Below are 23,625 nucleotides of genomic sequence, written 5' to 3'. Positions count from 1 at the left end.
CACTCGGAGTCAGCGAACGAATCTCCTCGGTGTGATCGCCCTCGTCGTGGCCCTCGGTGGTCTCGCCTTCGGCCTGCCGGCGCTCAACCACATGCTTCCCTCCGATCGTGCGGTGCCGACGGATCGCCCGTACAGGATCGGGGGTGGGGTGACCGTCGTGCCGCCACCCGGCGCCCGGATCGACGTCACCGAGACCCGTCCCACCGCCACCTCCGGAACCGTGCTGTTCCGGCTCGGGCCCGTGCGCTACCTCGTCAGCGTCCAGCCTTTCGACGGCACCCTGCAGAGCGCCGTGCTGCGGCTGCGGCAGCGCATCACCGGCACCTCCGGCTACCAGGTCACCGGCACGGAGCTCACCGTCGCGACGGCCGGCGGCCTGGCCGGGATCCAGGGCGGCTACAGCGGACCCGGTCGCGGCGGCCGGTACGCCGTCTTCGTCGCCGACGGCCGCACCATCGAGGTCACCGTCAGCGGCGCCGACCTCGACCTGGGCCGGACGCTGCCGGCCATCGACGCCAGCACCAGGACGCTCCGGTACGCGCCGGAGCGGGCCGGATGACGGCGGAGCCCCGGTTGCGCAGCGCCCGATCCGCGCCCGTGCAACCCGGCCCGCACCCTGAGCTCGGGCTCGTACGCCGGCCCGCGTTCTGGCTCGTGCTGGCACTGCTCGTCGCCGGCGCCGCGCGGATGGGCGTGATCACGGCGCAGTACGCCACCGCGTACCCGTGGGCGCTGATCGCCGCGACCGGCCTCTTCGCCCTGCTGGCCGTGCCGTTCTGGTTCGTCGTCTCGGAGCTCGACTTCCTGGAGCGTGAACCGCCCGCGCTGCTCGTCCTGGCGTTCGCCTGGGGCGGGCTGGTGGCCACGACGGTCTCGATCCCCGGCAGCGCCGCCCTCGACGACATCATCGCCAAGCTCGGCTCGCCGCACCTGGCGGCGGACTGGGGTGCCGCGCTGGCCGGCCCCACCGTCGAGGAGGTCGCCAAGACCCTCGGCGTGGTCGCCATCGTGCTGATCGCGCGCGAGCAGATCAACAGCGTGCTCGACGGCGTCGTCTACGGCGCGATGGTCGGCCTGGGATTCCAGATCGTCGAGGACATCGTGTACGCGATGGGCGCCGTCGCGCTGGCCGGGCGCGGCGACCACATCGAGCCGGTCGTCACCACGTTCCTGCTCCGCGGCTTCCTGTCCGGCGTGTGGAGTCACACCCTGTTCGGTGCGCTGGCCGGCGCCGGCGTCGGCTACCTCGTCGTGCGCGGCGACCGCACGCTGCGTACCCGGCTGGGCGTCGCCATGCTGGCCGTGCTGGGCGCCTGGGCTTCGCACGTGCTGTGGAACTCGCCGCTGCTGCGCGACGGGCTCGGCAACGGCGCGTTGGCCCTGCTCGCCGTCCTCGTCTTCAAAGGGCTCCCGCCGCTGCTGCTGACCTGGCTGCTGGTGCGGACCGCGCACGACCGCGAGGCCGAGTACTACACCGCACAGCTCGCGACCCTCGACGATCCGGAGCTGGTCACGGCCGCCGAGATCCAGGCCCTCAAGTTCGGCTCGCGCCGCGCCAGCGCCCGCTGGCACGCCCGGGTCCGGGCGGGATTCCGTGCCTGGGCGGCCGTACGCCGCCTGCAACGCGCGCAGGCCCGGCTGGCGGTCGAGATCAGCCGCGGCTCACCCGACCTGGCCCGCTGGTGTCACGAGGTACGCCGGCAGCGCCGCACCCTCACCCGGCTGGGACATCCGGAGGCGATCGCACCCGACGGCAAGGGGCCGTGGCGGCGTACCGCCTCGGCGGTCTTCTCCACGGCCCTCGCCGTCGCGGTGCTCTGGGCGGCGATCAGCGCGCTCGGCGGCGCCTGAGCCGGCGCTCTCAGACGGTCGGCGGCAGCCCGCCGTCCCCGTCGACGATCGTGTCCGGGTTTCCGTCCTGGTCCAGGTCGACCATCGTGATGTCGACCTTGCCGTCGTTGTCGGTGTCGAACTGGTAGAGGTCGGCCTTGCCGTCGCCGTCGGTGTCCGACACCCAGACATCGGGCTTGCCGTCGCCGTTGGTGTCGGAGGCGAGCAGGTCGACGCGGTCGTCCCCGCGGGTCTCCACGATCTCCTGCGGCTCGCTCATGGTTCTCTCCTCGCTGGGGTGCGGACGTGAGTCCGTATCAACGTAGGGCCTCGGTCAACCCGCCGGTAACGTTGCCGGACGTGAGTACAGCGGCGGACGGTATGCAGGCCCTCCTCGGCAGCGGGGGCGCCGGCGCCCTCGGCGAGCGGATGGGCATCCAGATCACCGAGGCGGCCCCCGAGCGGGTGGTGGCCACGATGCCCGTGGAGGGCAACACCCAGCCGTACGGGCTGCTGCACGGCGGCGCCTCGTGCGTGCTGGCGGAGACCCTCGGCTCCATCGGGGCGGTGCTGCACGGCGCCACCGTCGACCGGCCGTTCGCCGTGGGCGTGGACATCAACGCGACCCATCACAAGGGCGTCCGCTCCGGCATCGTGACCGGCGTGGCCACCCCGGTGCACCGCGGCCGCACGGCGGTCACCTACGAGATCGTCATCACGGACGAGGACGGCGACCGGGTGTGCACCGCGCGGCTCACCTGCCTCCTGAGGGGTGCTTGAGCGGCGCCGGTTGACGAATCCGCGTACCTTTCTTGACGTGACCGACGTACCACAGCATGCACTGGACGACGCTGCGCAGGTGCTCCACTGCGCGCTCAGCGGCGACAGCGACGCTGTGGTCGGCACGTTCGACGCCGTGGTGGACCGGTCGGGCGTCGTGGGGGCGTACGACGTGGCGTGGTGCCTGGCCGCGACGATGGTGGGACAGAACGTGCCCACCGGCGGCGCATGGACGCTGGACTTCCCCGGAATCGACGACGCGCGCTACGACAAGCGGTGGGTGGCGCGGTTCGTCAGCGCGTACGTGAACGGCGACATCCCGACCGGCGAGGCGCTCTTCGGCGCGGCCATCGCCGACGGCCAGCTGCCGGACTGCCTGCTGGCGCTGGCCGGATCCACGATCGCCACGCTCCGCCACAGGGCGGCATGACGCTCCGGCACAGGGCGGCATGACCGAGGATCCGCTGCTCGCCCGCGTCCGCAAGCTGCTCGCCAAGGCCGAGGACCCGGCCTGCACGCCGCCCGAGGCCGAGGCGTTCATGGCGAAGGCGACGGAGCTGATCGCCAAGTACGGCATCGACCAGGCGCTGCTCGCCGGCGCGGATCCCGCCCTCGACCCGGTCGGTGACCGGGTCCTGACGGTCGAACCGCCGTACTCCAGGGACAAGGCGGCGTTGCTCGGTGCCGTCGCCATCGCGCTGCGCTGCAAGGTCGTGCACCTCGACCGCAGCGGCACGGCGCGGGTGCATCTCTTCGGGCACGCCGCCGACCTGGAGCGCGTGGAGCTGCTCTTCACCTCCCTGCTGATCCAGGCGGCGCACGGCCTGGCCGCGGTGCCGGTCCCCGGCTACGACCACCCGGCCGCGTTCCGCCGCTCCTGGCTGGCCGGCTTCACCGAGGCGATCCGGACCCGGCTGACCGCCGCGGAACGCGAAGCTGCCGCATCCGCACCCGGCGCGGAACTCGTCCTGGTCGACCGCACCGAGCTGGTCGAACGCCGGCGTGACGAGACGTACCCGAGGCTCACCCGCCTGGGCCCGCGCCGGCTCGCGGGGACCGGCCGCCACCAGGGCTACGCGGCCGGCCGCACCGCGGACCTGGGCGGCGCTAGAGGCCTTCGCAACTCTTGAGGTAGAGCGCCTTGGCGTACTGTGCGGCGGCCGCCTCGTTGTACATCGAGGCCTGCGACATGTACCAGCCGTTGTCGGCGAGCGCCTTCTTGGCCTGCGTCATCCCGGACCAGCGGATGTCGGCGTCCACCTCGGACAGCCCCCGCGCCTTGAAGTTGCGCCGCATCTGCATCTTGCCGACGCGGAAGTTCTCCGCGGCCTGCTCGGCCTCCCGCATGCACGCCATGCCCTTCTCACTGAGCGCCTCGGCGAGCGTGTAGGCGGCCTGCTCCTCCGCGTTCTTGAATTTCAGCACGTCGCTCCTCCTGCGAATCCGTTCCCGGATAGAGGTACGTAAGACGTGCCGCTTGCGCTAGGTCTCTGCAAGAAAGGTCAAACTGGCTTCGTCGGCCGGATCTGCTCTGATGGCGTACCCGCATACATGATCGTCGGGCGGGGCGGGCATAAACGCCGCATGGCTTTCATCAGCGCGCAGAGCCCGCCGAGCATGACCGAGATCCAGAGTTGGGTGCTGGACAGCCCCCGGCAGCTCAAGATCCTCCGGGCGTCCCTGCACAAGGCCATCACCGGCGAGGTGCTCGCCGAGAACGCCGCCCTCGACGAGGTGCCGGAGAAGGTCGTCCTGGTCGCCACCGAGCTCGCCACGAACGCGCTGCGGCACGGGTTGCCGCCGACGATCGTCCGGCTGGGCCGTGCGGGGGACCGGTTCTTCCTCGACGTCGCGGACCACTCGCCCGACTCGGTGCCCGAGTACGCCGAGGGGCGGCCGCTCGGACAGGGCGGCCTGGGTCTGCAGCTCGCGGCGAAGTTCTCGCTGGAGATGGGCTGGTACGTGGAGGAGGACACCAAGCACGTCTGGGCGGAGTTTCCCGTGCCCGGCTGACTTATGATCACGCCAACGACCGGCCCGACCAGAGGTGTCCGTGACCGACGCTTACTACCAGATCACCCGGCAGGCGGGCGCCGTCCGGCTGTCCGGTGACTTCGACATCAACGCCAGGGACGAGTTGCGTGCCGTCCTGGCGCAGGCCGTCGAGGAGGACAGCACCGGGGCGCTCGTCGTGGACTTCGACGGGGTCGTGTTCCTGGACAGCGAGGCCTTGAGCGCGCTGATCGACGGGTTCGTCGCCGCGCGCGCCGCCGGCGTGAAGCTGTCCATCGTCAACGCGCACGGGCTCGTCCACCGGGTGCTCGAAGTGTCCGGCGTCCTCGAGATGTTCTCGGGCCCTACAGGTTGAGCAGGTTGCCCGGGCCGGTCCAGCGCCGGACGACGCGGGTGCGGGTCTCGAGCCTGCCGTCCACCCGTACCCGATAGGTCTGGGTGGTCTCGCGCAACGTCTGCCAGGCGCGTACCCGACGGTTGACGCCGTTGATCTTCACCGTCGCGGTGCGAAGCGTCCAGGTGCGGCACTCGGTGCGGTGGTGCTCCTCGCCGTCGATGACGACCTTGGCGGCCAGGCAGCGCACCGTGGTGCGCATCCGGTACGGGTTCGGCCCGGTGTCCCCGGAGGTGCCGAACACCCGCGCCATGGAGCGGTACCAGTTCCAGGCCATCTTCGAGTAGCCGAAGTCGTTCGGGTGGTGCAGGTCGTGCAGGTCGATGCCGGCGACCGAGGACTGGTCGACCACCGTGATGCGCTCGTCCTGCTTCTTCGCGACGAGCTTGGGGATCAGCCGGTTGTAGACCCGGTCCTGGGCGGCCTCCCGCGGCACCCGCGAGCGGATGATCTTGGCGACGAAGATCTGCGCATCCGGCCGCGCCGCGCGGATCTGGTCGATCATCGCCGACAGCTTGCGCGCAGTGACGTACGGGCCGTCGCCCTGAGTGATGTTGTTGGTGCCTGCGTGCACGAGCACCACGTCCGGGCGGTACTGGTCAAGCCAGCCGTCGAGCTCGGCGGAGAGCTCGTCGATCGTCCAGCCGCCGTGCCCCTCGTGGTCGGTGTCGGAGCCGGTGCCGTCGTTCTGCGAGCCTACGTAGTCGATCTGCATCCCGCCCTTGATCAGCCGCTCGGAGAGGGCCATCCGGTACGAGCTGCGGGTCGGGGAACCGGTGCCCCGGGTGATCGAGTCACCCAGCGGCATGACCCGGGTCGCCTGGAACTCCTGGATACGCGGCGTTCCCGCCTGCACCACGGCGGGAGCCGAGGCCCCGGCGGAGGCGATCTGGGGTGCCCCGCAACCCACGACCAGGCCCGCGGCGAGCACACCGGTCATGGTCTTGACGCCCAGCCGGCGCGCGCCGGCCCACCCCTGCCCACGGAACCCCACGACGTATCCCCCGATCGTCAGTCATCCAGACGCCGGTCAGATCGGTCATCGCGGGCCGGACACGATTAGCGCCCGGTAGCCGTGGGTTGTGATCAAGGTGCGAGCGCGACCGCCCGCTGGGCCAGGTAGCGCTGTTCGGGTGCGCTCAGGGTGCGCCGGGCGGCTTCGAGATAGGCGGCGCGGGCGGCGGGCAGATCGCCGGACTTCTCCAACAGGTGCGCCCGCACGGCCGCGACCCGGTGATGGCTGCGCAGCGCCGGTTCGCCGTCCACCTGGTCGAGCTGCCGCAACGCCGCCCCGGGCCCGTGCACCTCGGCGACGGCGACGAGCCGGTTCAGCGTGACCATGGGGCCCGGCGCGAGGACGTCCAGGATCTCGTACAGGCGCAGGATCTGTGGCCAGTCGGTGTCCTCGGCCCGCGCGGCCTCGTCGTGAACCGCCGCGATGGCAGCCTGGATCTGGTACGGGCCGATCGGCGCCCGGGCCAGCGTCTCGGTGATCAGGGCGACGCCCTCGGCGATCGCGGCGCCGTCCCACAACGACCGGTCCTGCTCGGCGAGCGGCACCAGGGCACCATCGACCAGGGTGCGCGCCGGCCGCCGGGCGTCGGTCAACACCATCAACGCCAGCAACCCGGCCGTCTCACCGTCGTCCGGCAGGCGGGCCCGCAACTGCCGGGTCAGCCGTACGGCCTCAGCCGTGAGCTCCACCCGTTGCAGCCGGACGCCGGAGCTCGCGGTGTACCCCTCGTTGAAGATCAGATAAAGCACCTGCCGTACGGCGACCAGCCGCGCCTCGCGCTCCTCAGGCGGCGGAAGGCGGAACGTGGCCCCCGCGTCCCGGATCCTCTGCTTCGCCCGGCTGATCCGCTGCCCGACGGTCGCCTCCGGAACCAGCAGCGCCCGGGCGATCTCCCCGGTGGTGAGCCCGCCGACGGCCCGCAACGTCAGCGCCACCTGCGAGGCGGTGGTCAGCGCGGGATGACAGCACAGCAGCAGGAGGGTGAGGGAGTCGTCGACCGAGGGCACCAACCCCGGCGACGGCTCGTGCCGGGCGGCGTCCTCCTCCCGGCGCCGCCGCGCCGCCTCGCTGCGCAGAAGCTCGATCCGCCGCCGGGCCGCCACGGTGATCAGCCAGTTCCGGGGCCGCTCCGGCACCCCCTCGACCGGCCACTGCCGGGAGGCGGCGAGCAGCGCCTCCTGCACGGCGTCCTCGGAGGTGTCGAAGTCCCCGTACCGCCGCACCACAGCCGCCAGAACCTGCGGCGCGCATTCCCGCAGCAGGTCCTCCACGGTCAGAACTCCCAGCCGCTCATATCGAGCACGGGCCGGACCTCCACCTGCGTGTACGCGGCGTCCGGCACCTTGGCTGCCCACTGCACGGCCTCATCCAGGTCGGCGCAGTCGATCAGGTAGAACCCCGCGAGATGCTCCTTGACCTCGGCAAACGGCCCATCCGAAGCAACGGTACGCCCGTCCCGCACCGAAACCCACCGCGCGAGCGAGGGATCGGCCAGCCCCTCGGCCGCGACGTGCACCCCAGCCTCGATCATCTCCTCGGTCAGCTTGAGATGCCCCACCCCGAAGTCGGTGCGCTGCTGATCGGTGAGGGTCTCCCACACGGCAAGGGACCGCTCGTTCGACTGGATCAGGATCAGATACTTCATGACGCCTCCTCAGCTCATCCTTCCCGGAGACGTCGAAACCGCGAAGACTGCTTCTACATCCTTGACGAGAGCTTCGAGGAGGAATCATGGAAGAGATCCGCGCCATCGTCCTGGACCGCGCCGCAGCCGTGGCGGACAAGGACGCCGCGGCGATGCTCCGGCACAACGCCCCGGACCTCGTCGGATACACGCTGGCCCCGCCACTGCGCCAGCCGGCCGCCACGACCGAGTCGGTCACGGCCTGGCTCGACACGTTCGAAGGCCCGATGAGCATGGAGGTCACCGACCTGGACATCACGGCGGGCGATGAGGTCGCGTACTGCACCAGCCTCAACTGCCTGACGGCGACGCCGCTGGGCCAGCCGGAGAGCTTCAGCCTGTGGTTCCGGTCGACGCTGGGCCTCTGCAAGAGGGACGGACGATGGCTGGTGACCCATGAACAGACTTCGGTGCCGTTCGAGATGGACGGCTCCTTCCGGGCGTCGACCGACCTGAAGCCCTGAGCCTCAGTCGGCACTCCGGTCTCCGCCGGAACCGTTGCTGGGGACCGACGCCGACACATGGGCCTCGCCGCGCGTCACCGAGTTCGACCTGCCCGTCGACGAGGCGGCCGGCTTCGCGCGCCGGAGCCGGCCCAACTCGGCGGCCTGCGGGTCGAAAAGCACGAGGGTCTCACCGTCGAACCCGGCCAGCCGCGCCGACGACAGCCACTGGCCGACCGGCACGTTGTCGCAGCCGATGAGCGTGCTCACGCCGGCGGTGGCCAACACGGTGCCCGCCGGCTTCACGGTCCAGCCACCCCCCGACCCGTTACAGCCGTCCCAGGCCGCATACCGGCCATCGCCCCGCAGCTCCAGGTGCGCCGGCTTGGGCGAAGCCTGAACGCCACCGACCGGTACCCATCGACCGACCAGCTCCGCCCGCCCGGCAGGCCGCAGATTCGACGGAAGGGTAGCCGTGTCGGCGAACGAGCGGCGGAACTCGTCGGTGATGGCGAACGACTCCCGATCGGGTCGCGGCGGCTCGCTGGCGGGAACAAGGAGAGCAACGGTCCGGCCCTCGACGTCGAGCAGCGCCGCATTGCCGTCCTCCAGCCGGTAGGCGGCGGTCTTCTCCAGCCACGCGACGGGTGCCAGCGGGTCACAGTCGCCGCTGGAGCCGCTGATGTCACCGAGGAACGAGCCGTGCACGTCGGCGTTCCAGGCGGCCATCAACTCACCGCACGGCCGGTAGATGATGAGCTCGCTCGGGGTCAGGCCCACGATGTTGCCGTTGTCCGCGACCGCACCCGTGACCTTCCACATGCCGACAAGGCGGGTCGGATCGGAGACGTCGGGCCGAGACCCGGGTGCGGCGGTCCGCTGCGCGGCGCAGCCCGCGAGGGCGACGGCCAGCACGATCACCAGCGTTCCCGTCCAGCGACGGCTGAGTTCCGACATCCGCATCACGTCCCTATGAGCTCGCTGATGCTTGGACGTGACCGAGGTGGTGAAAGGTTCCGCCCACTTCGTCTTGCGCGGCCGCCGGCGGTCACCGCCGACGAGAAGCACGAGGAGCTGTGGGCCTGGCTGCTGCGCGGGCCGGGAAATGACGAAGCCCTCAGCCGCGTCTCCGCGGGTGAGGGCTTGCCTACCCAAGCTCGGGTAGTGGTGGCCAGGGGCGGGGTCGAACCGCCGACCTTCCGATTTTCAGTCGGACGCTCGTACCAACTGAGCTACCTGGCCGTGCCGCACGAACTTCACGGCTGGGCACTTGCGGTCCTGACGGGACTTGAACCCGCGACCTCCGCCTTGACAGGGCGGCGAGCACTCCAACTGCTCCACAGGACCTTGCTGATGTTGCTCATTCTTACCACGTGCTCTGACCGAGGTCGGTCCGTACCCCCAACGGGATTCGAACCCGTGCTACCGCCTTGAAAGGGCGGCGTCCTAGGCCACTAGACGATGAGGGCAACTCCGCCATCATTGCACATTCGCAATTCCTGCGGTGTGGGCCCCAACCGGCCCCGCTTGAGGCTTGGAAAGCATACGTGATGGCGTGCCCGTCATCCAAACCGGTATCCCCCTCCCCGAGTCGCCGCCCTGACCAGCGGAAACGACTCGGGTGCGGGAGGGCGGGAGTTGAGGTGTGCCGAGCGCCACTTCCTCCCCCGCACGTCCGGCGCTACGAGATCACCGGGTCCATGAACCGATCTGGGCGACGTTGTGTCCCCGGCGGCGTCGGCTCCGGGGGTTGCGTCGTGGAGGACGAACTCGTTCAGCGGCTGCGGCACCGTCACCGCCTCCGCCGTCATTGCAGTTGAGGGATGGGTGACGTCGTGGCCGGCAGCGTCAGATTGCGCGGGGGATCCAGCAGAGCCACCCGCTTGGGCGGCGAAACCGCTGCAAGATTTGCGTCGCCCGCCGGAGGAGGCCCGGTCGGCGCGTCGCCGATGACGCCGCTCTGTCACACGGCGCTGGCGCGCCAACCAGTGCCGCCATTGCATTTCGCTGTCCGGGTCGCATGTCGCAGATGCGCCGAGGCGACTCGCGCGGCGCGGTGATGGCTGCTCGGTCAGTCGTAGTGGTGATGGCGGCTCGGTCAGCCGTAGCGGTGATGGCGCCTCGGTCAGTCGCAGCGGTCCTGTTCGCCTACCGGTGTCGCGGCGTCTGCCCGGCGGGCCGCGTTCCGGGCACGTCGGGGGCTGCGACCACGGTCAGGAGCTGGACGGCCTCCTCCAAGCTGCCGAGCCGCACGACCCCCTCCGGCAGGCGCTCGGCAGGCCATCCGGGCCCGGCCGCCCCGGCGAACAACGGCCCGTTTCCCGACGACAGCAACCGCACCCACTGCGCCGGGTCACCGGTATCCGGCAGCTGCGACCACAGCACGACGGCCGCTGGTCCCGTACGCGCCACCGCATCGTTCAGCGCCTGGGGCGGCACTCGCGCACCCAGCAGCCGGCTCGGCACCCCGGCCTCGGCCAGAGCCGCCGCGAGGGCCTCGAGGGGAAGCGTGTGCTGCTCCTCATCGGCTGCGGCGAGCAGAAGCCGTGGGGTCCGGTTGCTGGGCGGGCGGGGGACGGCACCCAGCACCTCCGTCACGCTCCGCGAGATGAGGTGCTCGACTTCGATGAACCGCCTGGTCGCCTCGTACCGGTCGCCGATGCCGATCAGCACCGGCATGATGACCTCGTTCCACGCACCGATGACACCCCGGCTGACCACGGTCATCTCGAGAATGTCGCGCATGGCGGGCCCGTCGAGACGCATGGCGGCACGGGCCAGACCCCGAGCGGCAGGACCGGCCCTTCCGGTACGGATGGCGTGCCCGCCGCCGTCACGCGTGGTGACACGGAGACGCCCCGCCACCTCGGGCCACACGGCGTCGATCGTCATGCCACGGCCGGACGCGGCCGTTGGCGGGAGCCCGAGGTCGGGATCGCGGGGGTCCGGCTCGCTGTGCCACTCGTTCGGGTGACGCCCGGCGGCCCGAGGGTCCGTGTCGGACGACTCACTCCCACCCGGCAGAGCCGCGTAGGTTCTCTCGTCGCTCGGCGCTTCAATGCTCTGCGTTCCGCCGGACCACGCTGTGCCGCGAGGCGAATCTCTCGACGGCGCCCCGCCAGAAGCCGGCTCGCTCGCCGCCGCCCCACTGCCGGTCGCCGCCTCATTGCCGGTCGCCGCCCCACTGCCGGACGGCTCACCGTTGGGCGGTGCCTCGCCGTGCGGCGGCTCGGAGCCGGTGTGGGGCCAGGAGGCGTTGATCGGCATGGGTACACGCCGCGCCCATGCTGCGGCCTCGGCCGGTGCGACGCCCTGGGCGGTCAGCCGGCGCATGACCTGCAGGCGTTCCATGTCCTCCGGGGTGTACCGGCGGTGTTGCCCGGGCACGTGCTGACTGGGCCCCAGCCCGTACCGCTGGTGCCACGTTCGCAGTGTGGTGACGGCTACCCCCAGACGGCGCGCCACCGCCCCGGCCGTCAGGGCCTCATCGGCCACCTGACCGCTCCGCTGTTTTGGTGGGGTTGACGTGCTCGTGGAGGCGGTCGGTGACGCCGGACAGCCATGGTGCGTAAGCCCGCGGCTCCCGGGACATGGCGAGCCGCAGCTCGTCGAGCGGTACCCAGCACACGTCGGCCACCTCGTCCGGGTCGGGTAGGAGGGTCGTGCCGGCGTCCAGGTGGCCCACCAGCACGTGGTCGTACTCATATTCCACGCGGCCGGTCGCCGGGTCTTCCGCGTAGTAGGAATACACGCCCACCTCGGTCAGCTCGACGCCTTCCACACCGACTTCCTCCGCCAGGCGACGCTTGGCCGCCACGTCGAGGGGCTCCGCGGGCAGGGGATGGCCGCAGCAGGTGTTCGCCCACCGCAGCGGGAACCGCGTCTTGGCGGCCGCCCGCTGCTGCAGCAGCACCCGTCCGGCGGAGTCTTGGAGAAACACGGAGAAGGCGCGGTGCAACAGGCCGGGGGCACGGTGCGCCTCGTCGACGGTGCTTTCGCCGACGGCCAGTCCGTCGGGGTCGACGAGCTCCACAAGGTGTGCTTCCCGGGACCTGGTCATGTCGGCGCTCTCCCTTTCTGACTCACTCATTGCGTCCGCCCACGAGCTCCCCGGTGGTCGTCGCGCCGACGATCCGGGAGGCAGCCAGCTTTCCGGAGATCAATACCATCGGTACGCCCACCCCAGGCTGCGTGCCGGAGCCGGTGAACACGACGTTGGGCAGGGACGGGTGCAGATTGCCCGGCCGGAACGGTCCCGTCTGCGCGAAGGTGTGCGACGACGCGAACGGGGTGCCGGCCGCCATGCCCTGCGCCGCCCAGTCGTCCGGCGTGATGATCCGTTCGACCTCGACGCCGTCGCGGAAACCGATGTATCCCCGCTGCTCCAGCACGCGCAGCAGCTCGTCCGCATAACGCCGGCCCAGCCCGCCTCGCCAGTCGAAGGGCGCCGCGTCGAGGTTGGGAGTCGGGGCGAGCACGTAATAGGTCTGCCGGTCGGGCGGCGCCACGCTCGGGTCGCTGCGGCTGGGATTCGTCACCAGCAGTGACGGGTCACTCATGAGCAATCCCTGCCGGATGACCTCGTCGAAGGTGCCTCGCCACGCCGTACCGAAGTGGATGTTGTGATGGGCGATCTTCGAGTAGGCGCGGTCGGAGCCGATGTGCAACACCACGCACGAGGGCGAGTAGCGCAGTTTCCTCGCCCGGCCCGCTTGCGCTGGGAGCAGTTCGCGATAGGCGACGGGCAGGTCGGGGTTGAGGACGACGACGTCGGCGGCGATGCGGTCACCGGCGTCGGTGATCACGGCGGTCGCGCGCCCTCCGCTCGTCTCGACGCCGGTGACGGTGGTGTCGTAACGGAACTGGACGCCGTGCTTCTCCGCGGCACCGGCCAGCGCCTTGGGCACGGCGTGCATGCCACCGCGCGGGAAGAAGACCCCGGCGACCGAGTCGAGATAGGCGATCACCGCATAGATCGCCAGAGCGTCGTGCGGCGCCAGGCCGGCGTACATGGCCTGGAAAGAGAAGATCCTCTGGGTACGGGGGTCACGGAAGTACTCGTTGATCTTCGGCTGCAACCGGCGGAACCCGCCCATGCCGAGCAGCTTCACGAGGTTGAGGTTGAGCAGGTCGATCGGCGTATCAAGGTTGCGATCGATGAAGTTGTCGCGCTCGAGGCGCCACAGTCGGCGGGCGAAGTCGACGAAGCGGAGGTAGCCGTCGGCCTCCCGTGGCCCGCAGACGCGTGAGATCTCGGCTGCCATGCGGACGGTGTCGGTCAGCACGTCCAGTGTGGAGCCATCGGGGTAATAAGCCCGGTATGCCGGATCGAGCGGTGTCAGCTCCAGCCAGTCGGAAAGCTTCTCGCCCACCGCGGCGAGCGGCTCGGCGATCAGCTCGGGCATGGTGAGCACGGTAGGGCCGGTGTCGAACTCGTACCCGTCGACGGAGAGCCGTCCGGCCCGCCCGCCGGGGACCGGCTCGCGCTCCACGACCGTCACCTGCCGACCGGCCGCGGCCAGGTGCAGTGCGCAGGCCAGGCCGCCCAGTCCGGCACCGACGACGACCACGTGGTCGCTCGGTCCGTTCACTGTCCGCACGTCACCAGCTCCAAACGGTCGGGGGGAGGCCTGGTCGCCTCAACCATGATCGACAGCATGCGCAGGGCGAGTGCCCTCCGCTTGATCGGGTCGGCGACTCCATCATGCTGGCCGGTGGGTGGCGGTAACCGCCAGGTCTGTGAGCGCGGCGCGCGCGTCGGGGTGGATGGGCGCACCGCTCAGCGCGGCGACCGCGTGATCGACGCGCTCACGAATCATGGCTTCGACCTCGGCCACGGCCCCGGTCTCCGCGATGATCTCCGCCTGCCGGGCGATCTGCGCCTCCGAGGGCTCGGCCCGGGCCGGCGCCGGCTGTGGGGACCCGCCGCGCGATTGCGGGGAGAGGGGCCCGCCGGAGCCGTCGGCGGGGATGACGGCTCCGGCGGGAATCTGTGCCAGCTCGGCGCGCTGGGTAGGGGTCGCGAGCTGCTGGGCCAGCATCAGCAGAGCGGTCGGCTTGCCGGTGCGCAGGTCGTCGCTCGCCGGCTTGCCGGTGACGGCGGGATCTCCGTAGACCCCGAGAAGGTCGTCGCACAGCTGGAAGGCTTCGCCGATCGCGATGCCGTAGGTCTGGTAGGCGTCGTGGATGGCGGGTGCCGCGCCGCGCATCGGTCCGGCGAGAGCAAGCCCGAACTGCAGCGGACGCTGCACCGTGTAGCTTGCCGTCTTGTGCCGGGCGACCACCAGCGCCCGGTCGAGCGACCACTCCTGCGGCCGGGTCTCGCCCAGCACGTCGAGATACTGCCCTGCGACCGTCTCGACCCGCATCCGGTCATAACAGGCGCGCACCCCGAAGAGGGTCGCCGTGGTCACCGCCGTCTGTGCCAGGAGCTGGTCCGCCCACACAAGACAGAGGTCGCCGACGAGGATGGCCGAGGTAGTCCCGAACTGGTCGGGGTCGCCGGGCCCGCCGGCGCCTACGTGCTGAGCGGCAAAGATCCGGTGTGCGGTGGGACGGCCCCGACGGGTCGCCGATCCGTCCATCACGTCGTCGTGCACCAGGGCGAACGTGTGCAGGAGCTCCAGTGCCGCCAGGGCGGGGAGAACGGAGTCGACGGGCTCCCGGCCGCCGATCATGCCCCGCCAGCCCCAGTAGGCGAAGGTCGGCCTGAGTCGTTTTCCGCCCGCCAGCACCAGGTCACGCGTGGTCCTGGCGAATCGGCCGAGCGCCGGGTCGATGGCGTCGAGGGCGGCGATCTGGCCGGCTAAGAACTCGGCCAGCGTCCCCTCGACAGCGTTCACCAGGCCGTCCGCGGGGATCGGCTGGTAGGGGATCCCGCAGCGGCGGTTTCCCTCGAGGATGTCGTTGGCCACGACGAGGAGATTACCGTAGGCTGCGTGTTGCGTCGATTCCTGAGTCGATTCTTTTCGGGAGGCCCGGTGGAGACCGATCTTGCAGCGGCCTATGAGCGCTGTCGTGAGCTGCACCGGCGCCACGGCCGCACCTACTACCTGGCCACCCGGCTCCTACCCGCCTGGAAGCGTCGTCATGTGCACGCGCTCTACGGATTCACCCGCTACGCCGACGAGATCGTCGACCGCACCGAAGATCTCCCGCCGGTCGCGCGGGCGGAGCGGCTGAGGGAGTGGTCCGAGCGGTTCCTGGCCGGCCTGCGCGGCGAGCGGGTCGACGACCCGCTGCTCCCGGCGGTGCTGCACACGATCGCGGTGTTCGACCTGAGCGTGGACGATTTCGACGCGTTCCTGCGCAGCATGGCGATGGACCTCACCGTGACTTCTTACGCGACCTACGCCGACCTCCTCGACTACATGGAGGGCTCAGCAGCGGTCATCGGCACGATGATGCTGCCCATCCTCGGCTCGAGCGACCCGGCCGCCGCCCGGGAGCCTGCCCGTCAGCTGGGGCTCGCGTTCCAGCTCACCAACTTCATCCGCGACGTCGGAGAGGACCTCGACCGGGGACGCACGTATCTCCCCGACGCTCACCTGGCCGAGTTCGGTGTCACCCGGGACGACCTGGTCGAGGCGCGGGCGCGCGGCCGGTCGACCCCGGCCATCAAAGCGTTGATCAGGGCCGAGGTGGCTCGTGCCGACGAGCACTACGCGGCCGCGGCGCCCGGCATCCCACTTCTGCTACCGGGCTCACAGGCCTGCATGAGAACCGCGTTCCGCCTGTACGCCGGAATCCTCGACGAGGTGGTCGCCGCGGACTACGACGTCTTCCTGCGCCGCGCAACCGTGCCCAACCAGCGGCGCGCCCGAGTGGCCGTGCAATCCCTGCTGACTCGCGCGGGCACCCCGGTGCCGGACCTGGTGCGAGGCTGACATGCAGACGGCGATCGTCCTCTTCACACGCGACCTGCGGGTGCAGGACAACCCAGCACTCGCCGCCGCCTGTGCCAACGCCGAGCGGGTCGTGCCGCTCTTCGTGCTGGATCCGCGCCTACAGACCATCTCCCCCAATCGGGCCCGGTTCCTGCACGAGAGCCTGGCGGATCTGGCTGCCGCCCTCCGCCGGCTTGGCGGCGATCTGGTGATCCGCGAGGGAGATCCGGTCGGCGAGACGCTCAAGCTGGCGCGCGACGTGAACGCCGACGGCATCGCGCTGGCGCAGGACGTCAGCGGCTATGCCATGCGGCGGGAGCAGCTCTTGGCGCACGAGTGTGAACGGCACCGGATATCGCTGCGTCTCTTCCCCGGCACGACGGTGGTGCCGCCCGGGGACGTGAGCCCCGGGGGTGGAGGCGGCCACTATCGGGTCTTCTCGCCGTACTTCCGCGCGTGGGAGTCGGCGAAGTGGCGCGACGAGGTCGCAGTGCCGACCCGGATCAGGCTGCCGGAGCATCTCGTGATCGGCCGCCTGCCCGCCCTTCCGCCCGGGGAGTCGCCGGAGGCGCTGCACGGGGGCGAGACCGAAGGGCAGCGACGGCTCAAGACCTGGCTGCGTCACGTCGGGCCCTACGACGAGCTGCACAACGACATGGCCGCCGATGGGACTTCGCGGCTCAGTGCGTACCTTCGCTTCGGTTGTCTTTCGCCGCTGAGCGTGGCGAACGCGGCGCAAGCGATGGACGGTGAGGGACCCGCGGCGTTCGTCCGCCAGCTCGGCTGGCGTGACTTCTACTACCAGGTCACCCAGGGTTTCCCGAAGATCTCGACCGAGGCCTACCGGCCGGCCGGCGACGGGGGTTGGCGCCCTGACCAGGACGCGTTGCAGCACTGGCAGGACGGGCTGACCGGGGTGCCCGTCGTCGACGCGGGGATGCGGCAGCTGCGAGCCGAGGGCTACATGCACAACCGGGCCCGTCTGATCACCGCCTCGTTCCTCACCAAGCACCTGGGCCTCGACTGGCGCGACGGCGTGAAGTGGTTCTTCCGCTGGCTGAACGACGGCGATGTCGCCAACAACTCGGGCAACTGGCAGTGGGTGGCGGGCACCGGCAACGACACGAAGCCCTACCGCCGGTTCAATCCGATCCGTCAGGCCGAGCGCTTCGACCCCGACGGCGTGTACGTTCGTCGCTACGTACCGGAATTGAGAGCGATCGACGGCAAGGCCGTGCACCAACCCTGGCGCTTGCCGGATACGGTGCGTGCAGGCCTCGACTATCCGGCGCCGCTGGAATCGCATCGCGATGAAGCCGTCTGGTTGAGGCCGTGAGGTTTCCACCTGGTTCGCCGGGTGGAGAGCGGGTCCTGCCGACCCGTTGCGTTCGTCCGTTGAAGGCCGGCAGGACCCGCGACAACCTGCCCGCCGGTCCTGGGCCGGAAACTTCAGAGGGGCAGCGCTTGCCAGGCCCCGTAGTGGTGCACCGCGATGCCTGCGAAGGCGGCCGTCGTGCGCGTCGCCGCGTCCACTTCAGCCAGTTCCTCCTGAAGGCGAGCCTCGCCCTCTTCGGCGAACGTGCAGTACGAGCAGTCCGTCAGCGGGCCGGTCTCCGCGCCCAGGCGGACCCGCTTGCCCGCCGCCTTGCCGCGCGCCAGCCAGTCCTGGCTGATCGACAGCATGGAGTTCACGCCGGTTCCCGTGTCGCGGTAGCTCATGACAGTCACGGCGTTGACCCGCCGCAGCACCTCGTCCGCCAGATTCTTGCGCCCGACCTTGTAGTCGCCGAACCAGAACGGCACGTCGGCCTCGAGGGGGAGGGTGCTGGCGAGCCGCATCCTGTCCAGCAACTTGAGATAGGCGTTCTGCGTGCCCTGCAGATCCGAGGTCCAACCCGGGGCGAGGTAGGGCTCCACGTCGAGGTGGATCCCGGAGAACAGACCGGTGGAGACGGCTGCACGCTGCCAGGCCAGAGCCGCCGCCTGGTCCGTGACCCACCCGGGGTCACCGCCGAGCGCGCGCAGCTTGATCTTCCTCGCAGTGGCCAGCTCGTGCATCTCCTGCAGCCGGGCCAGGTCACCGTTGGTGAGGACGGACGGCGAAACGTAGACGAAGATCTCCGACACGTTCTTGCGGACGGCCCAGTCCACCACCTCGGTGGCGGGGTCGTCGTCCCAGAGCCACATCGCCCGGGTCCCCACCGGTGCCGCGGTGAGGCCGGCGCTGCCCGCGGACGATGCCCCGGGCAGCGCCAGGGCGGCGGTCATGAGGATGACAGACACCAGCCCTGCCTGCCATCGCCCCCTCATGACCGCCCCCTTCTCGGTGATTCCTCTTCCGCGGGGGTTCAGATTCGGACGTGGCGGGGGCTAGTTGAGAAGTTCCACCGACGAGATCGCTGTGTCGATCGCGCCGACCCGCTCGAAGTCGCCGAGTTCCCGCGTGACGTAGGCGATGGCGTGTCCCCGCGCGGGATCGGCCCATCCCGCATTGCCGCCGAGGCCACCCATGCCCCACGTGCCGTCGGTCTCCAGCTGCACGCCGAGTCCCCAGGTGGTCTCGCTTCCGATGAAGCGGTCCAGGCCGGTGAACTGGGCGGCGGTCAGCTCCGCGACCAGCGACTCGCTGAGCAGGCGATGCCCGCCCAGTTCCCCGCCTGCGAGAAGACCGGCATAGAAACGTGCGACCGCCTCGGCGGTCGAGTGCAGATTGACAGCCGGCACGACGGCGGTGCGCCACATGTCGCTGTTCACCACCGCAAGGTCGCGGGCACCGGCGGGATTCGCGACGGCCCGGGCGTGCACCGATTCCGGCTCGCCGAGCATCCGATCGGGCCAGTCCGGGCTGCTGAACTCCAGGTCCGCGCAGCGCTCGAGGTCTCGGGCGGCCACACCGAAGGAGAGATCGAGCTGCCACGGCCGGGCGATCTCCTCGGCGACGAAGGCACCCGGTGGTCGCCCGGTGACCCTGCGGACGACCTCGCCGAGCAGGTGACCGTAGGTGAGTGCATGCTCGGCCGCGACCGTGCCCGGAGGCCATTCCGGATCCGCGGACGCCAGATCACCGCAGAGCAGCTCCCAGTCGCTCCACGCCGACTCGTTCCGGGGCACGGGGAATACAGGCAGGCCCGCCGTGTGCGTCAGCACGTGCCGTATCGAAGCCTCGGTTCTGAAACCCGGCCAGTACTGCGCAACCGGATCGTCGAGAGCAACCAGGCCGCGCTCGACCAGCAGCAGGACCGCCATGGCGATGACCGGCTTGCCGACCGAGTAGACGTTGACCAGCGTCTGCGGGTCCCAGGGCAGAGTGTGCGCCGCGTCGCGCCAGCCCTCGCACAGGTTCACCACCACCTCGCCGTGGCGCAGCACACACAACGCCGATCCACCACTCCGATGCAGGGCGAACGCCTCCCGCACCGGCTCGTATCCGGGGGCGACCGATCCGGTTGTCCACAGCTCGTCAACCACGTCGGGCACCGTACCCGCCGATGGTGGGAAGCTGACCGGCATGGCTGAGACGCAGCAGGTGGACGTGGTCGTGATCGGGCTCGGCGTCGGCGGCGAGGAGACCGCCGGCAGACTCGCCGAGGCCGGCCTGTCGGTGGTCGGCGTGGAGCACACGCTGGTCGGCGGCGAATGCCCCTACTGGGGGTGCATCCCCACCAAGATGATGATTCGCGCCGGCAACGCGCTCGCGGAGGCTCGTCGTATCCCGGGTCTGGCGGGCACCTCGCAGGTGCAACCCGACTGGGCTCCGGTCGCCCGCCGCATCCGCGAGGAGGCGACCGACACCTGGGACGACAAGGTCGCGGTCGATCGCTTCGTCGGCAAGGGCGGCCGGTTCGTGCGCGGCCGTGCCGAGATCGCCGGGCCGGGCCGGGTGCGGGTTGGTGACCAGGAGTTCATGGCCGGCCGGGGCATCGTCATCGCCACCGGCACGGCTGCGGTCGTCCCGCCGATCCCGGGGCTGGCCGGCACGCCTTACTGGACGAACCGCGAGGCCGTCGAGACCGAGAACCTGCCCGCCAGCCTCGTCGTGCTCGGCGGCGGCGCTATCGGAGTCGAGCTCTCCCAGGTCATAGCCCGCTTCGGCACCAGCATCACCATCATCGAGGGCAGTGACCGGATCCTCGCGATGGAGGAGCCGGAGAGCTCCGAAACCGTTGCCGCCGCACTTGCGAAAGACGGAATCAAGATCCACACAGGGGTACGCGCACAGCGGGTCGACCACTCGGGCGACCTGTTCACCGTCACGCTGTCGGACGGTTCGACGGTCAGCGGCGAGCGGATGCTCATCGCCACCGGCCGCGCCGCCCGGCTCGACGGGCTGGGCCTGGAGAAGATCGGACTCGACCCGGCCGCACGCTTCCTCACCACGGACGACCGGATGCGTGCCGCCGACAAGGTCTGGGCCGTCGGCGACGTGACCGGCAACGGCGCCTTCACCCACATGGCGATGTACGAGGCCGACGTCGCCGTTCGCGACATCCTCGGCCAGGGCGGCCCGGCCGCGGACTACCACGCCAGGCCGCGGGTGACCTTCACCGATCCCGAGGTAGGGGCGGTCGGTTTCACCGAGAAGCAGGCCCGGGACGCGGGAGTCGACGTGCAGGTGGGCTACTCCAGCCTGCCCTCGTCGTCGCGCGGTTTCATCCACGGGCCCGGCAACGAGGGCTTCATCAAGGTGATCGCCGACCGTTCCCGCGGCGTGCTCGTCGGAGCGACCAGCGCTGGCCCGTCCGGCGGCGAGATCCTGGGCGCCCTGTCGGTGGCGGTCAAGGCCGCCGTGCCGATCGCGACGCTCCAGGCCACGATCTGGGCCTATCCGACGTTTCACCGGGCGATCGGAGACGCGATGCGGCAGCTTTAGGTCAGGGAGACGACCGCCGTCACCGTCGTCCCGGAGTCGCCGGTCGAGATGTGCAGGTCCGACATGTGGCGGGCGATCCACAGGCCTCGCCCGCCGGCGTGGGCCGGCGTCGGCAGCTGACGGCCCGCGTCGCCGGGGTTGGTGATGCCGGGCCCATGGTCGCTGATCTCGCAGTGCAGATTGCCACCGGCGACCCAGAGGCGCAGCCGTCCGGCGCCGCCGCCGTGCCGCACGCAGTTGCTGGACAGCTCGTGGGCGATGAGCACGACCACGTCCGCGGTCTGCTGATCCGCGACGGCCTCGGCGTGCGCGGCGACGGCGGAGCGCAGGGCGTGAAGGCCGGTCCGCTCGAAGGTCCGGTCGAGCAGGAGACGCGGTGCGTCCGGTCGTGGACGGCGGACCTCGCGGGAGGCGGCGCGCGGCGGCCGGTTGCGAGTGGGCCGGCTCGGCGCCGAGCCGGCGAGGTCAGCGCTCACCATGGCGCACCAGCATCCGTAGTGCGGGGACGTCGGCCGCGCCCGCGGTGGTCAACGTCCGCTCGATCGGTTCCGCGCAGACCACCACCATGCGTCGCTGCGCCGGCAGGGTCGCCGCCGTACGCAGGATGACCGCCGCGGCACCCGTATCGAGGTAGCGCAGCTGGTTGAGGTTCAGATGGATATCGGGGTCCAGGCGTACGGCTTCGGCGAGGGCGTCGGTAAGGACGCCGGCGCGGGCCTGATCGAGCTCGCCTGCCACCCGTACGCCCGGGGGCACGTGCTGTCGGCATATCCGGAGCACGGGATCTTCGTAGTAGACCGTCGCCGCGACCGTACGCCGATGAACGCGCGCCGCGTACCCCAGCGTGACCGGGTCGAAGCTCTCCCGGTCGTACTCGCAGACGGCCGTGAGCTGCCCGTCCGCGAACAGACGGCCGATCTCCGACTCGAAGACGAGCAACTGCTCGGCGTTGGCCTGCGGCCGCGCGGCCCAGCACATGTCCGCCGTGATTCGCAGGCCGCTGCGGCCCTCGCCGAGCGCCTTCCGTACCTCCTGAGCGAGGACCTCGACCATGGTGGCCGCCTCCGGTGCCGCGGCCCCGCCCCATAACCGGTCGACCCGGGCCACGTGGACGTCCGGCCCGGAGTCGAGTCCTCGTTCGAGGAGATCGGCACGCAGCTCGTCGACGCTTATCGCGTCCGTGAAACACATGACCTTGTCGCCCCGTTCGCGGCCGGCGGCAACGAACGCGGCGAGGATGTCGAGCCGCTCGTGCGGATCGGAAAAGGTCAAGCACGCGTGATCGCCGGGACGCAGCCGGTCCACCGGCATCGTGGCGGCCATATGTCCTCCCATGTCGCGGGCCCGGTAAGTACCCGTCCGATTCGACCTTCATGCGCCGGCATGGGCGCCGCCCGATAGGGGTACCCCTCTCGCATGTTGCGGCAAATGATCTCCCGGCTCGAGAAGGCCACCGCCCTGGACCCGATCAGCGGGCGCCTGCAGAGCGCCGTCCAGAGCGTGGTGAAGCCCCAGCGGCTCCGCGACCTGCTGCACGGAACCTGGCTCGGCCATCCGTTGCACCCCGTTCTGGTCCAGGTCCCGGTCGGCGCCTTCATGAGCGCTGCCGTCCTGGACGCCGTGCCCGGTCAGCGCAAGGCCGCGACCACCCTGATCGCCGTCGGTACGGCTGCCACGGCTCCGGCCATCGCCGCCGGCTGGGTCGACTGGTCGTCGCTGGCCAAGGATCAGCGCCGGGTCGGCCTCGTGCATGCGACGGCCAACGCCGTCGCCCTGGGGCTCTATGTGGGGTCGCTCGCCGCGCGCTCTTCCGGACGGTACGGGCTGGGCCGCCTGCTGGCGTACGCCGGGCTGTCCGTCGCCGGTGGCGGCGCCTACCTGGGTGGTCACCTCTCCTACGAGCAGGGCGCCGGCATGAACGTGGCGTCGCCGGAGCTCTTCCGCCTGCCGGAGGACTGGGCCGAGGTGGGTGAGGTCGCTTCGCTTCCGGAAGGCCGCCCGACGGTACGCACGATCGACGGCGTCCGGGTTCTGCTGTACCGGCTGGGCGACGAGGTCACCGCCATGGTCGAGCAGTGCGGGCACCAGGGCGGGCCGCTCGGCGAGGGAAAGGTCGACGGCGACGGGGCGGACGCGTGTGTCGTCTGCCCGTGGCACGGCAGCACGTTCCGTCTCCGCGACGGCTTGGTCATGCACGGGCCGGCCGCCGGAGATCAGCCGACGCTGCGCACCCGCGTCGAGAACGGCGTGCTCTCGATCGCTACACCCTGATCTTCATTTCCGCAGGTCAGGGCGCTGTGGTGCGGGACACCGGGGGCCGATTTGGCGCTGCGGGAACGACCGGGTAATGTTTTGCGAGCCGGCAGGGAAACGGGCGAGGCAAGCGAACGACCTGGGAGACCAGGGAGTTCAGCTACCGGCCGTCCTGCCAAATCCTTCGAACTTCGGGATCGTAGCGATGCTGCCCTGTGCGGTGCCGCCCCGGGCCCGGGACGAAGGGTGCGCTAGGAACGAACGGCACGAACCGGGAGATACCGGTTGACAGGGCCTGAAGGACCTAGTAAAGTTGAACGAGTGCCCCGGGGGCGGGTCGCCGAGTGAGGCGGCAAGTTTCTCGGTGTGTGGTTGTTCTTTGAGAACTCAACAGGGTGCTTGATAAGCCAGTGCCAAGAATGATTTACCCCGGCCAGATGCTTTGTGTGTCTGGTGG

26 protein-coding genes, 3 tRNA genes and 1 pseudogene are annotated in these 23,625 nt (G+C 70.5%); 12 read left to right on the top strand and 18 right to left on the bottom strand.

The genetic code is table 11. The features are described from left to right. Positions 1-31 precede the first annotated feature (31 nt). Together AB0J80_RS25570 and AB0J80_RS25565 are read left to right on the top strand one after the other, a co-directional pair. Complete coding sequence (locus AB0J80_RS25570; protein WP_364709501.1) at positions 32-559, top strand: hypothetical protein; 528 nt, start codon at positions 32-34, stop codon at positions 557-559. After that, entirely contained in the window at positions 556-1,851 is a 1,296-nt protein-coding gene (locus tag AB0J80_RS25565) for a PrsW family intramembrane metalloprotease (protein ID WP_364709499.1), read from the top strand. Before AB0J80_RS25570 ends, AB0J80_RS25565 begins: the two co-directional genes overlap by 4 nt. Positions 1,852-1,861: 10 nt before the next feature. Here AB0J80_RS25565 and AB0J80_RS25560 read toward each other — a convergent pair whose 3' ends face one another. Next, the gene (locus AB0J80_RS25560; RefSeq protein ID WP_364709497.1) at positions 1,862-2,110 is read right to left on the bottom strand and encodes a hypothetical protein; all 249 of its coding nucleotides are present in this window, start codon (positions 2,108-2,110) and stop codon (positions 1,862-1,864) included. Positions 2,111-2,190: 80 nt separating this feature from the next. On the opposite strand from AB0J80_RS25560, the gene AB0J80_RS25555 reads away from it, so the two are divergent. Genes AB0J80_RS25555 through AB0J80_RS25545 form a run of 3 tightly spaced genes read left to right on the top strand, consistent with a single transcriptional unit; the run spans position 2,191 to position 3,740 of the window. Continuing rightward, positions 2,191-2,610, top strand: coding sequence for a hotdog fold thioesterase (locus tag AB0J80_RS25555; protein WP_364709494.1), 420 nt, complete (start codon positions 2,191-2,193; stop codon positions 2,608-2,610). A 37-nt stretch (positions 2,611-2,647) separates the two neighbouring features. After that, positions 2,648-3,040: a hypothetical protein gene (locus AB0J80_RS25550; RefSeq protein WP_364709492.1), complete on the top strand. Its 393-nt coding sequence runs from the start codon at positions 2,648-2,650 to the stop codon at positions 3,038-3,040. 19 nt (positions 3,041-3,059) lie between these two features. Then, positions 3,060-3,740 carry a DUF2786 domain-containing protein gene (locus AB0J80_RS25545; RefSeq protein ID WP_364709490.1) on the top strand — a complete coding sequence of 227 codons (681 nt, stop codon included), beginning with the start codon at positions 3,060-3,062 and terminating at the stop codon, positions 3,738-3,740. Here AB0J80_RS25545 and AB0J80_RS25540 read toward each other — a convergent pair. Continuing rightward, on the bottom strand, positions 3,718-4,035 hold the full coding sequence (locus tag AB0J80_RS25540) for a hypothetical protein (protein WP_364709488.1): 318 nt from the start codon (positions 4,033-4,035) through the stop codon (positions 3,718-3,720). The two genes, AB0J80_RS25545 and AB0J80_RS25540, sit on opposite strands and share 23 nt — an antisense overlap. A 159-nt stretch (positions 4,036-4,194) precedes the next feature. Here AB0J80_RS25540 and AB0J80_RS25535 point away from each other — a divergent pair, with 159 nt between their 5' ends. Together AB0J80_RS25535 and AB0J80_RS25530 are read left to right on the top strand one after the other, a co-directional pair. Continuing rightward, a complete protein-coding gene (locus AB0J80_RS25535) occupies positions 4,195-4,623 on the top strand; it encodes an ATP-binding protein (RefSeq protein ID WP_364709485.1) in 429 nt (142 codons plus the stop codon). Positions 4,624-4,663: 40 nt separating this feature from the next. After that, entirely contained in the window at positions 4,664-4,978 is a 315-nt protein-coding gene (locus AB0J80_RS25530) for an STAS domain-containing protein (protein WP_364709482.1), read from the top strand. Here AB0J80_RS25530 and AB0J80_RS25525 read toward each other — a convergent pair. The 3 genes from AB0J80_RS25525 to AB0J80_RS25515 all read right to left on the bottom strand — a co-directional run bounded on the left by AB0J80_RS25525 (position 4,968) and on the right by AB0J80_RS25515 (position 7,677). Next, positions 4,968-6,011 carry an SGNH/GDSL hydrolase family protein gene (locus tag AB0J80_RS25525; protein WP_364709479.1) on the bottom strand — a complete coding sequence of 348 codons (1,044 nt, stop codon included), beginning with the start codon at positions 6,009-6,011 and terminating at the stop codon, positions 4,968-4,970. The two genes, AB0J80_RS25530 and AB0J80_RS25525, sit on opposite strands and share 11 nt — an antisense overlap. Positions 6,012-6,103: 92 nt before the next feature. After that, on the bottom strand, positions 6,104-7,303 hold the full coding sequence (locus AB0J80_RS25520) for a sigma-70 family RNA polymerase sigma factor (protein ID WP_364709477.1): 1,200 nt from the start codon (positions 7,301-7,303) through the stop codon (positions 6,104-6,106). A 2-nt stretch (positions 7,304-7,305) separates the two neighbouring features. Further along, positions 7,306-7,677: a YciI family protein gene (locus tag AB0J80_RS25515; protein WP_364709474.1), complete on the bottom strand. Its 372-nt coding sequence runs from the start codon at positions 7,675-7,677 to the stop codon at positions 7,306-7,308. 86 nt (positions 7,678-7,763) lie between these two features. Here AB0J80_RS25515 and AB0J80_RS25510 point away from each other — a divergent pair, with 86 nt between their 5' ends. Then, positions 7,764-8,180: a nuclear transport factor 2 family protein gene (locus AB0J80_RS25510; RefSeq protein ID WP_364709471.1), complete on the top strand. Its 417-nt coding sequence runs from the start codon at positions 7,764-7,766 to the stop codon at positions 8,178-8,180. 3 nt (positions 8,181-8,183) lie between these two features. On the opposite strand, the gene AB0J80_RS25505 is transcribed toward AB0J80_RS25510, so the two are convergent. The 9 genes and pseudogenes from AB0J80_RS25505 to AB0J80_RS25465 form a co-directional block, all read right to left on the bottom strand. After that, positions 8,184-9,116: a hypothetical protein gene (locus tag AB0J80_RS25505; protein ID WP_364709469.1), complete on the bottom strand. Its 933-nt coding sequence runs from the start codon at positions 9,114-9,116 to the stop codon at positions 8,184-8,186. Positions 9,117-9,324: 208 nt separating this feature from the next. Continuing rightward, positions 9,325-9,401 (bottom strand) — tRNA-Phe (locus AB0J80_RS25500). Positions 9,402-9,432: 31 nt separating this feature from the next. Then, positions 9,433-9,506: transfer RNA gene (locus AB0J80_RS25495), tRNA-Asp, on the bottom strand. Positions 9,507-9,555: 49 nt separating this feature from the next. Further along, positions 9,556-9,628: transfer RNA gene (locus tag AB0J80_RS25490), tRNA-Glu, on the bottom strand. A 679-nt stretch (positions 9,629-10,307) separates the two neighbouring features. Continuing rightward, a complete protein-coding gene (locus AB0J80_RS25485) occupies positions 10,308-11,051 on the bottom strand; it encodes a B12-binding domain-containing protein (RefSeq protein ID WP_364709860.1) in 744 nt (247 codons plus the stop codon). A gap of 381 nt (positions 11,052-11,432) precedes the next feature. Beyond that, positions 11,433-11,654 (bottom strand): annotated as a pseudogene (locus AB0J80_RS25480) (MerR family transcriptional regulator); the annotation flags it as partial. Next, positions 11,644-12,219 carry an isopentenyl-diphosphate Delta-isomerase gene (idi, locus tag AB0J80_RS25475; protein WP_364709468.1) on the bottom strand — a complete coding sequence of 192 codons (576 nt, stop codon included), beginning with the start codon at positions 12,217-12,219 and terminating at the stop codon, positions 11,644-11,646. The pseudogene AB0J80_RS25480 and the gene idi, both read right to left, overlap by 11 nt. A gap of 22 nt (positions 12,220-12,241) precedes the next feature. Then, entirely contained in the window at positions 12,242-13,759 is a 1,518-nt protein-coding gene (gene crtI, locus AB0J80_RS25470) for a phytoene desaturase family protein (protein WP_364709467.1), read from the bottom strand. A 102-nt stretch (positions 13,760-13,861) separates the two neighbouring features. Then, positions 13,862-15,061, bottom strand: coding sequence for a polyprenyl synthetase family protein (locus AB0J80_RS25465; RefSeq protein ID WP_364709858.1), 1,200 nt, complete (start codon positions 15,059-15,061; stop codon positions 13,862-13,864). A gap of 78 nt (positions 15,062-15,139) precedes the next feature. On the opposite strand from AB0J80_RS25465, the gene AB0J80_RS25460 reads away from it, so the two are divergent. Beyond that, on the top strand, positions 15,140-16,045 hold the full coding sequence (locus tag AB0J80_RS25460) for a phytoene/squalene synthase family protein (RefSeq protein ID WP_364709465.1): 906 nt from the start codon (positions 15,140-15,142) through the stop codon (positions 16,043-16,045). A 1-nt stretch (position 16,046) separates the two neighbouring features. Then, positions 16,047-17,381 carry a deoxyribodipyrimidine photo-lyase gene (locus tag AB0J80_RS25455; RefSeq protein WP_364709462.1) on the top strand — a complete coding sequence of 445 codons (1,335 nt, stop codon included), beginning with the start codon at positions 16,047-16,049 and terminating at the stop codon, positions 17,379-17,381. Positions 17,382-17,494: 113 nt separating this feature from the next. Here AB0J80_RS25455 and AB0J80_RS25450 read toward each other — a convergent pair whose 3' ends face one another. After that, positions 17,495-18,328 (bottom strand): hypothetical protein, encoded by an 834-nt coding sequence (locus tag AB0J80_RS25450; protein WP_364709460.1) that lies wholly within the window; start codon positions 18,326-18,328, stop codon positions 17,495-17,497. An 87-nt stretch (positions 18,329-18,415) separates the two neighbouring features. Next, on the bottom strand, positions 18,416-19,513 hold the full coding sequence (locus AB0J80_RS25445) for a serine hydrolase domain-containing protein (protein WP_364709458.1): 1,098 nt from the start codon (positions 19,511-19,513) through the stop codon (positions 18,416-18,418). Positions 19,514-19,553: 40 nt separating this feature from the next. Here AB0J80_RS25445 and AB0J80_RS25440 point away from each other — a divergent pair, with 40 nt between their 5' ends. After that, complete coding sequence (locus AB0J80_RS25440; RefSeq protein ID WP_364709455.1) at positions 19,554-20,915, top strand: NAD(P)/FAD-dependent oxidoreductase; 1,362 nt, start codon at positions 19,554-19,556, stop codon at positions 20,913-20,915. On the opposite strand, the gene AB0J80_RS25435 is transcribed toward AB0J80_RS25440, so the two are convergent. Both AB0J80_RS25435 and AB0J80_RS25430 read right to left on the bottom strand, forming a co-directional pair. Beyond that, complete coding sequence (locus tag AB0J80_RS25435; RefSeq protein WP_364709453.1) at positions 20,912-21,394, bottom strand: ATP-binding protein; 483 nt, start codon at positions 21,392-21,394, stop codon at positions 20,912-20,914. The genes AB0J80_RS25440 and AB0J80_RS25435 overlap by 4 nt on opposite strands. Next, complete coding sequence (locus tag AB0J80_RS25430) at positions 21,381-22,187, bottom strand: MEDS domain-containing protein (protein WP_364709450.1); 807 nt, start codon at positions 22,185-22,187, stop codon at positions 21,381-21,383. Before AB0J80_RS25430 ends, AB0J80_RS25435 begins: the two co-directional genes overlap by 14 nt. Positions 22,188-22,343: 156 nt before the next feature. On the opposite strand from AB0J80_RS25430, the gene AB0J80_RS25425 reads away from it, so the two are divergent. After that, entirely contained in the window at positions 22,344-23,186 is an 843-nt protein-coding gene (locus AB0J80_RS25425; RefSeq protein WP_364709448.1) for a Rieske (2Fe-2S) protein, read from the top strand. Positions 23,187-23,625 lie beyond the last annotated feature (439 nt).

The organism is Actinoplanes sp. NPDC049548 (assembly GCF_040676695.1).
GTDB lineage: Bacteria > Actinomycetota > Actinomycetes > Mycobacteriales > Micromonosporaceae > Actinoplanes.
Note: the sequence above shows the minus strand (reverse complement) of the source record. Positions and strands in the feature narration are given on the sequence as shown.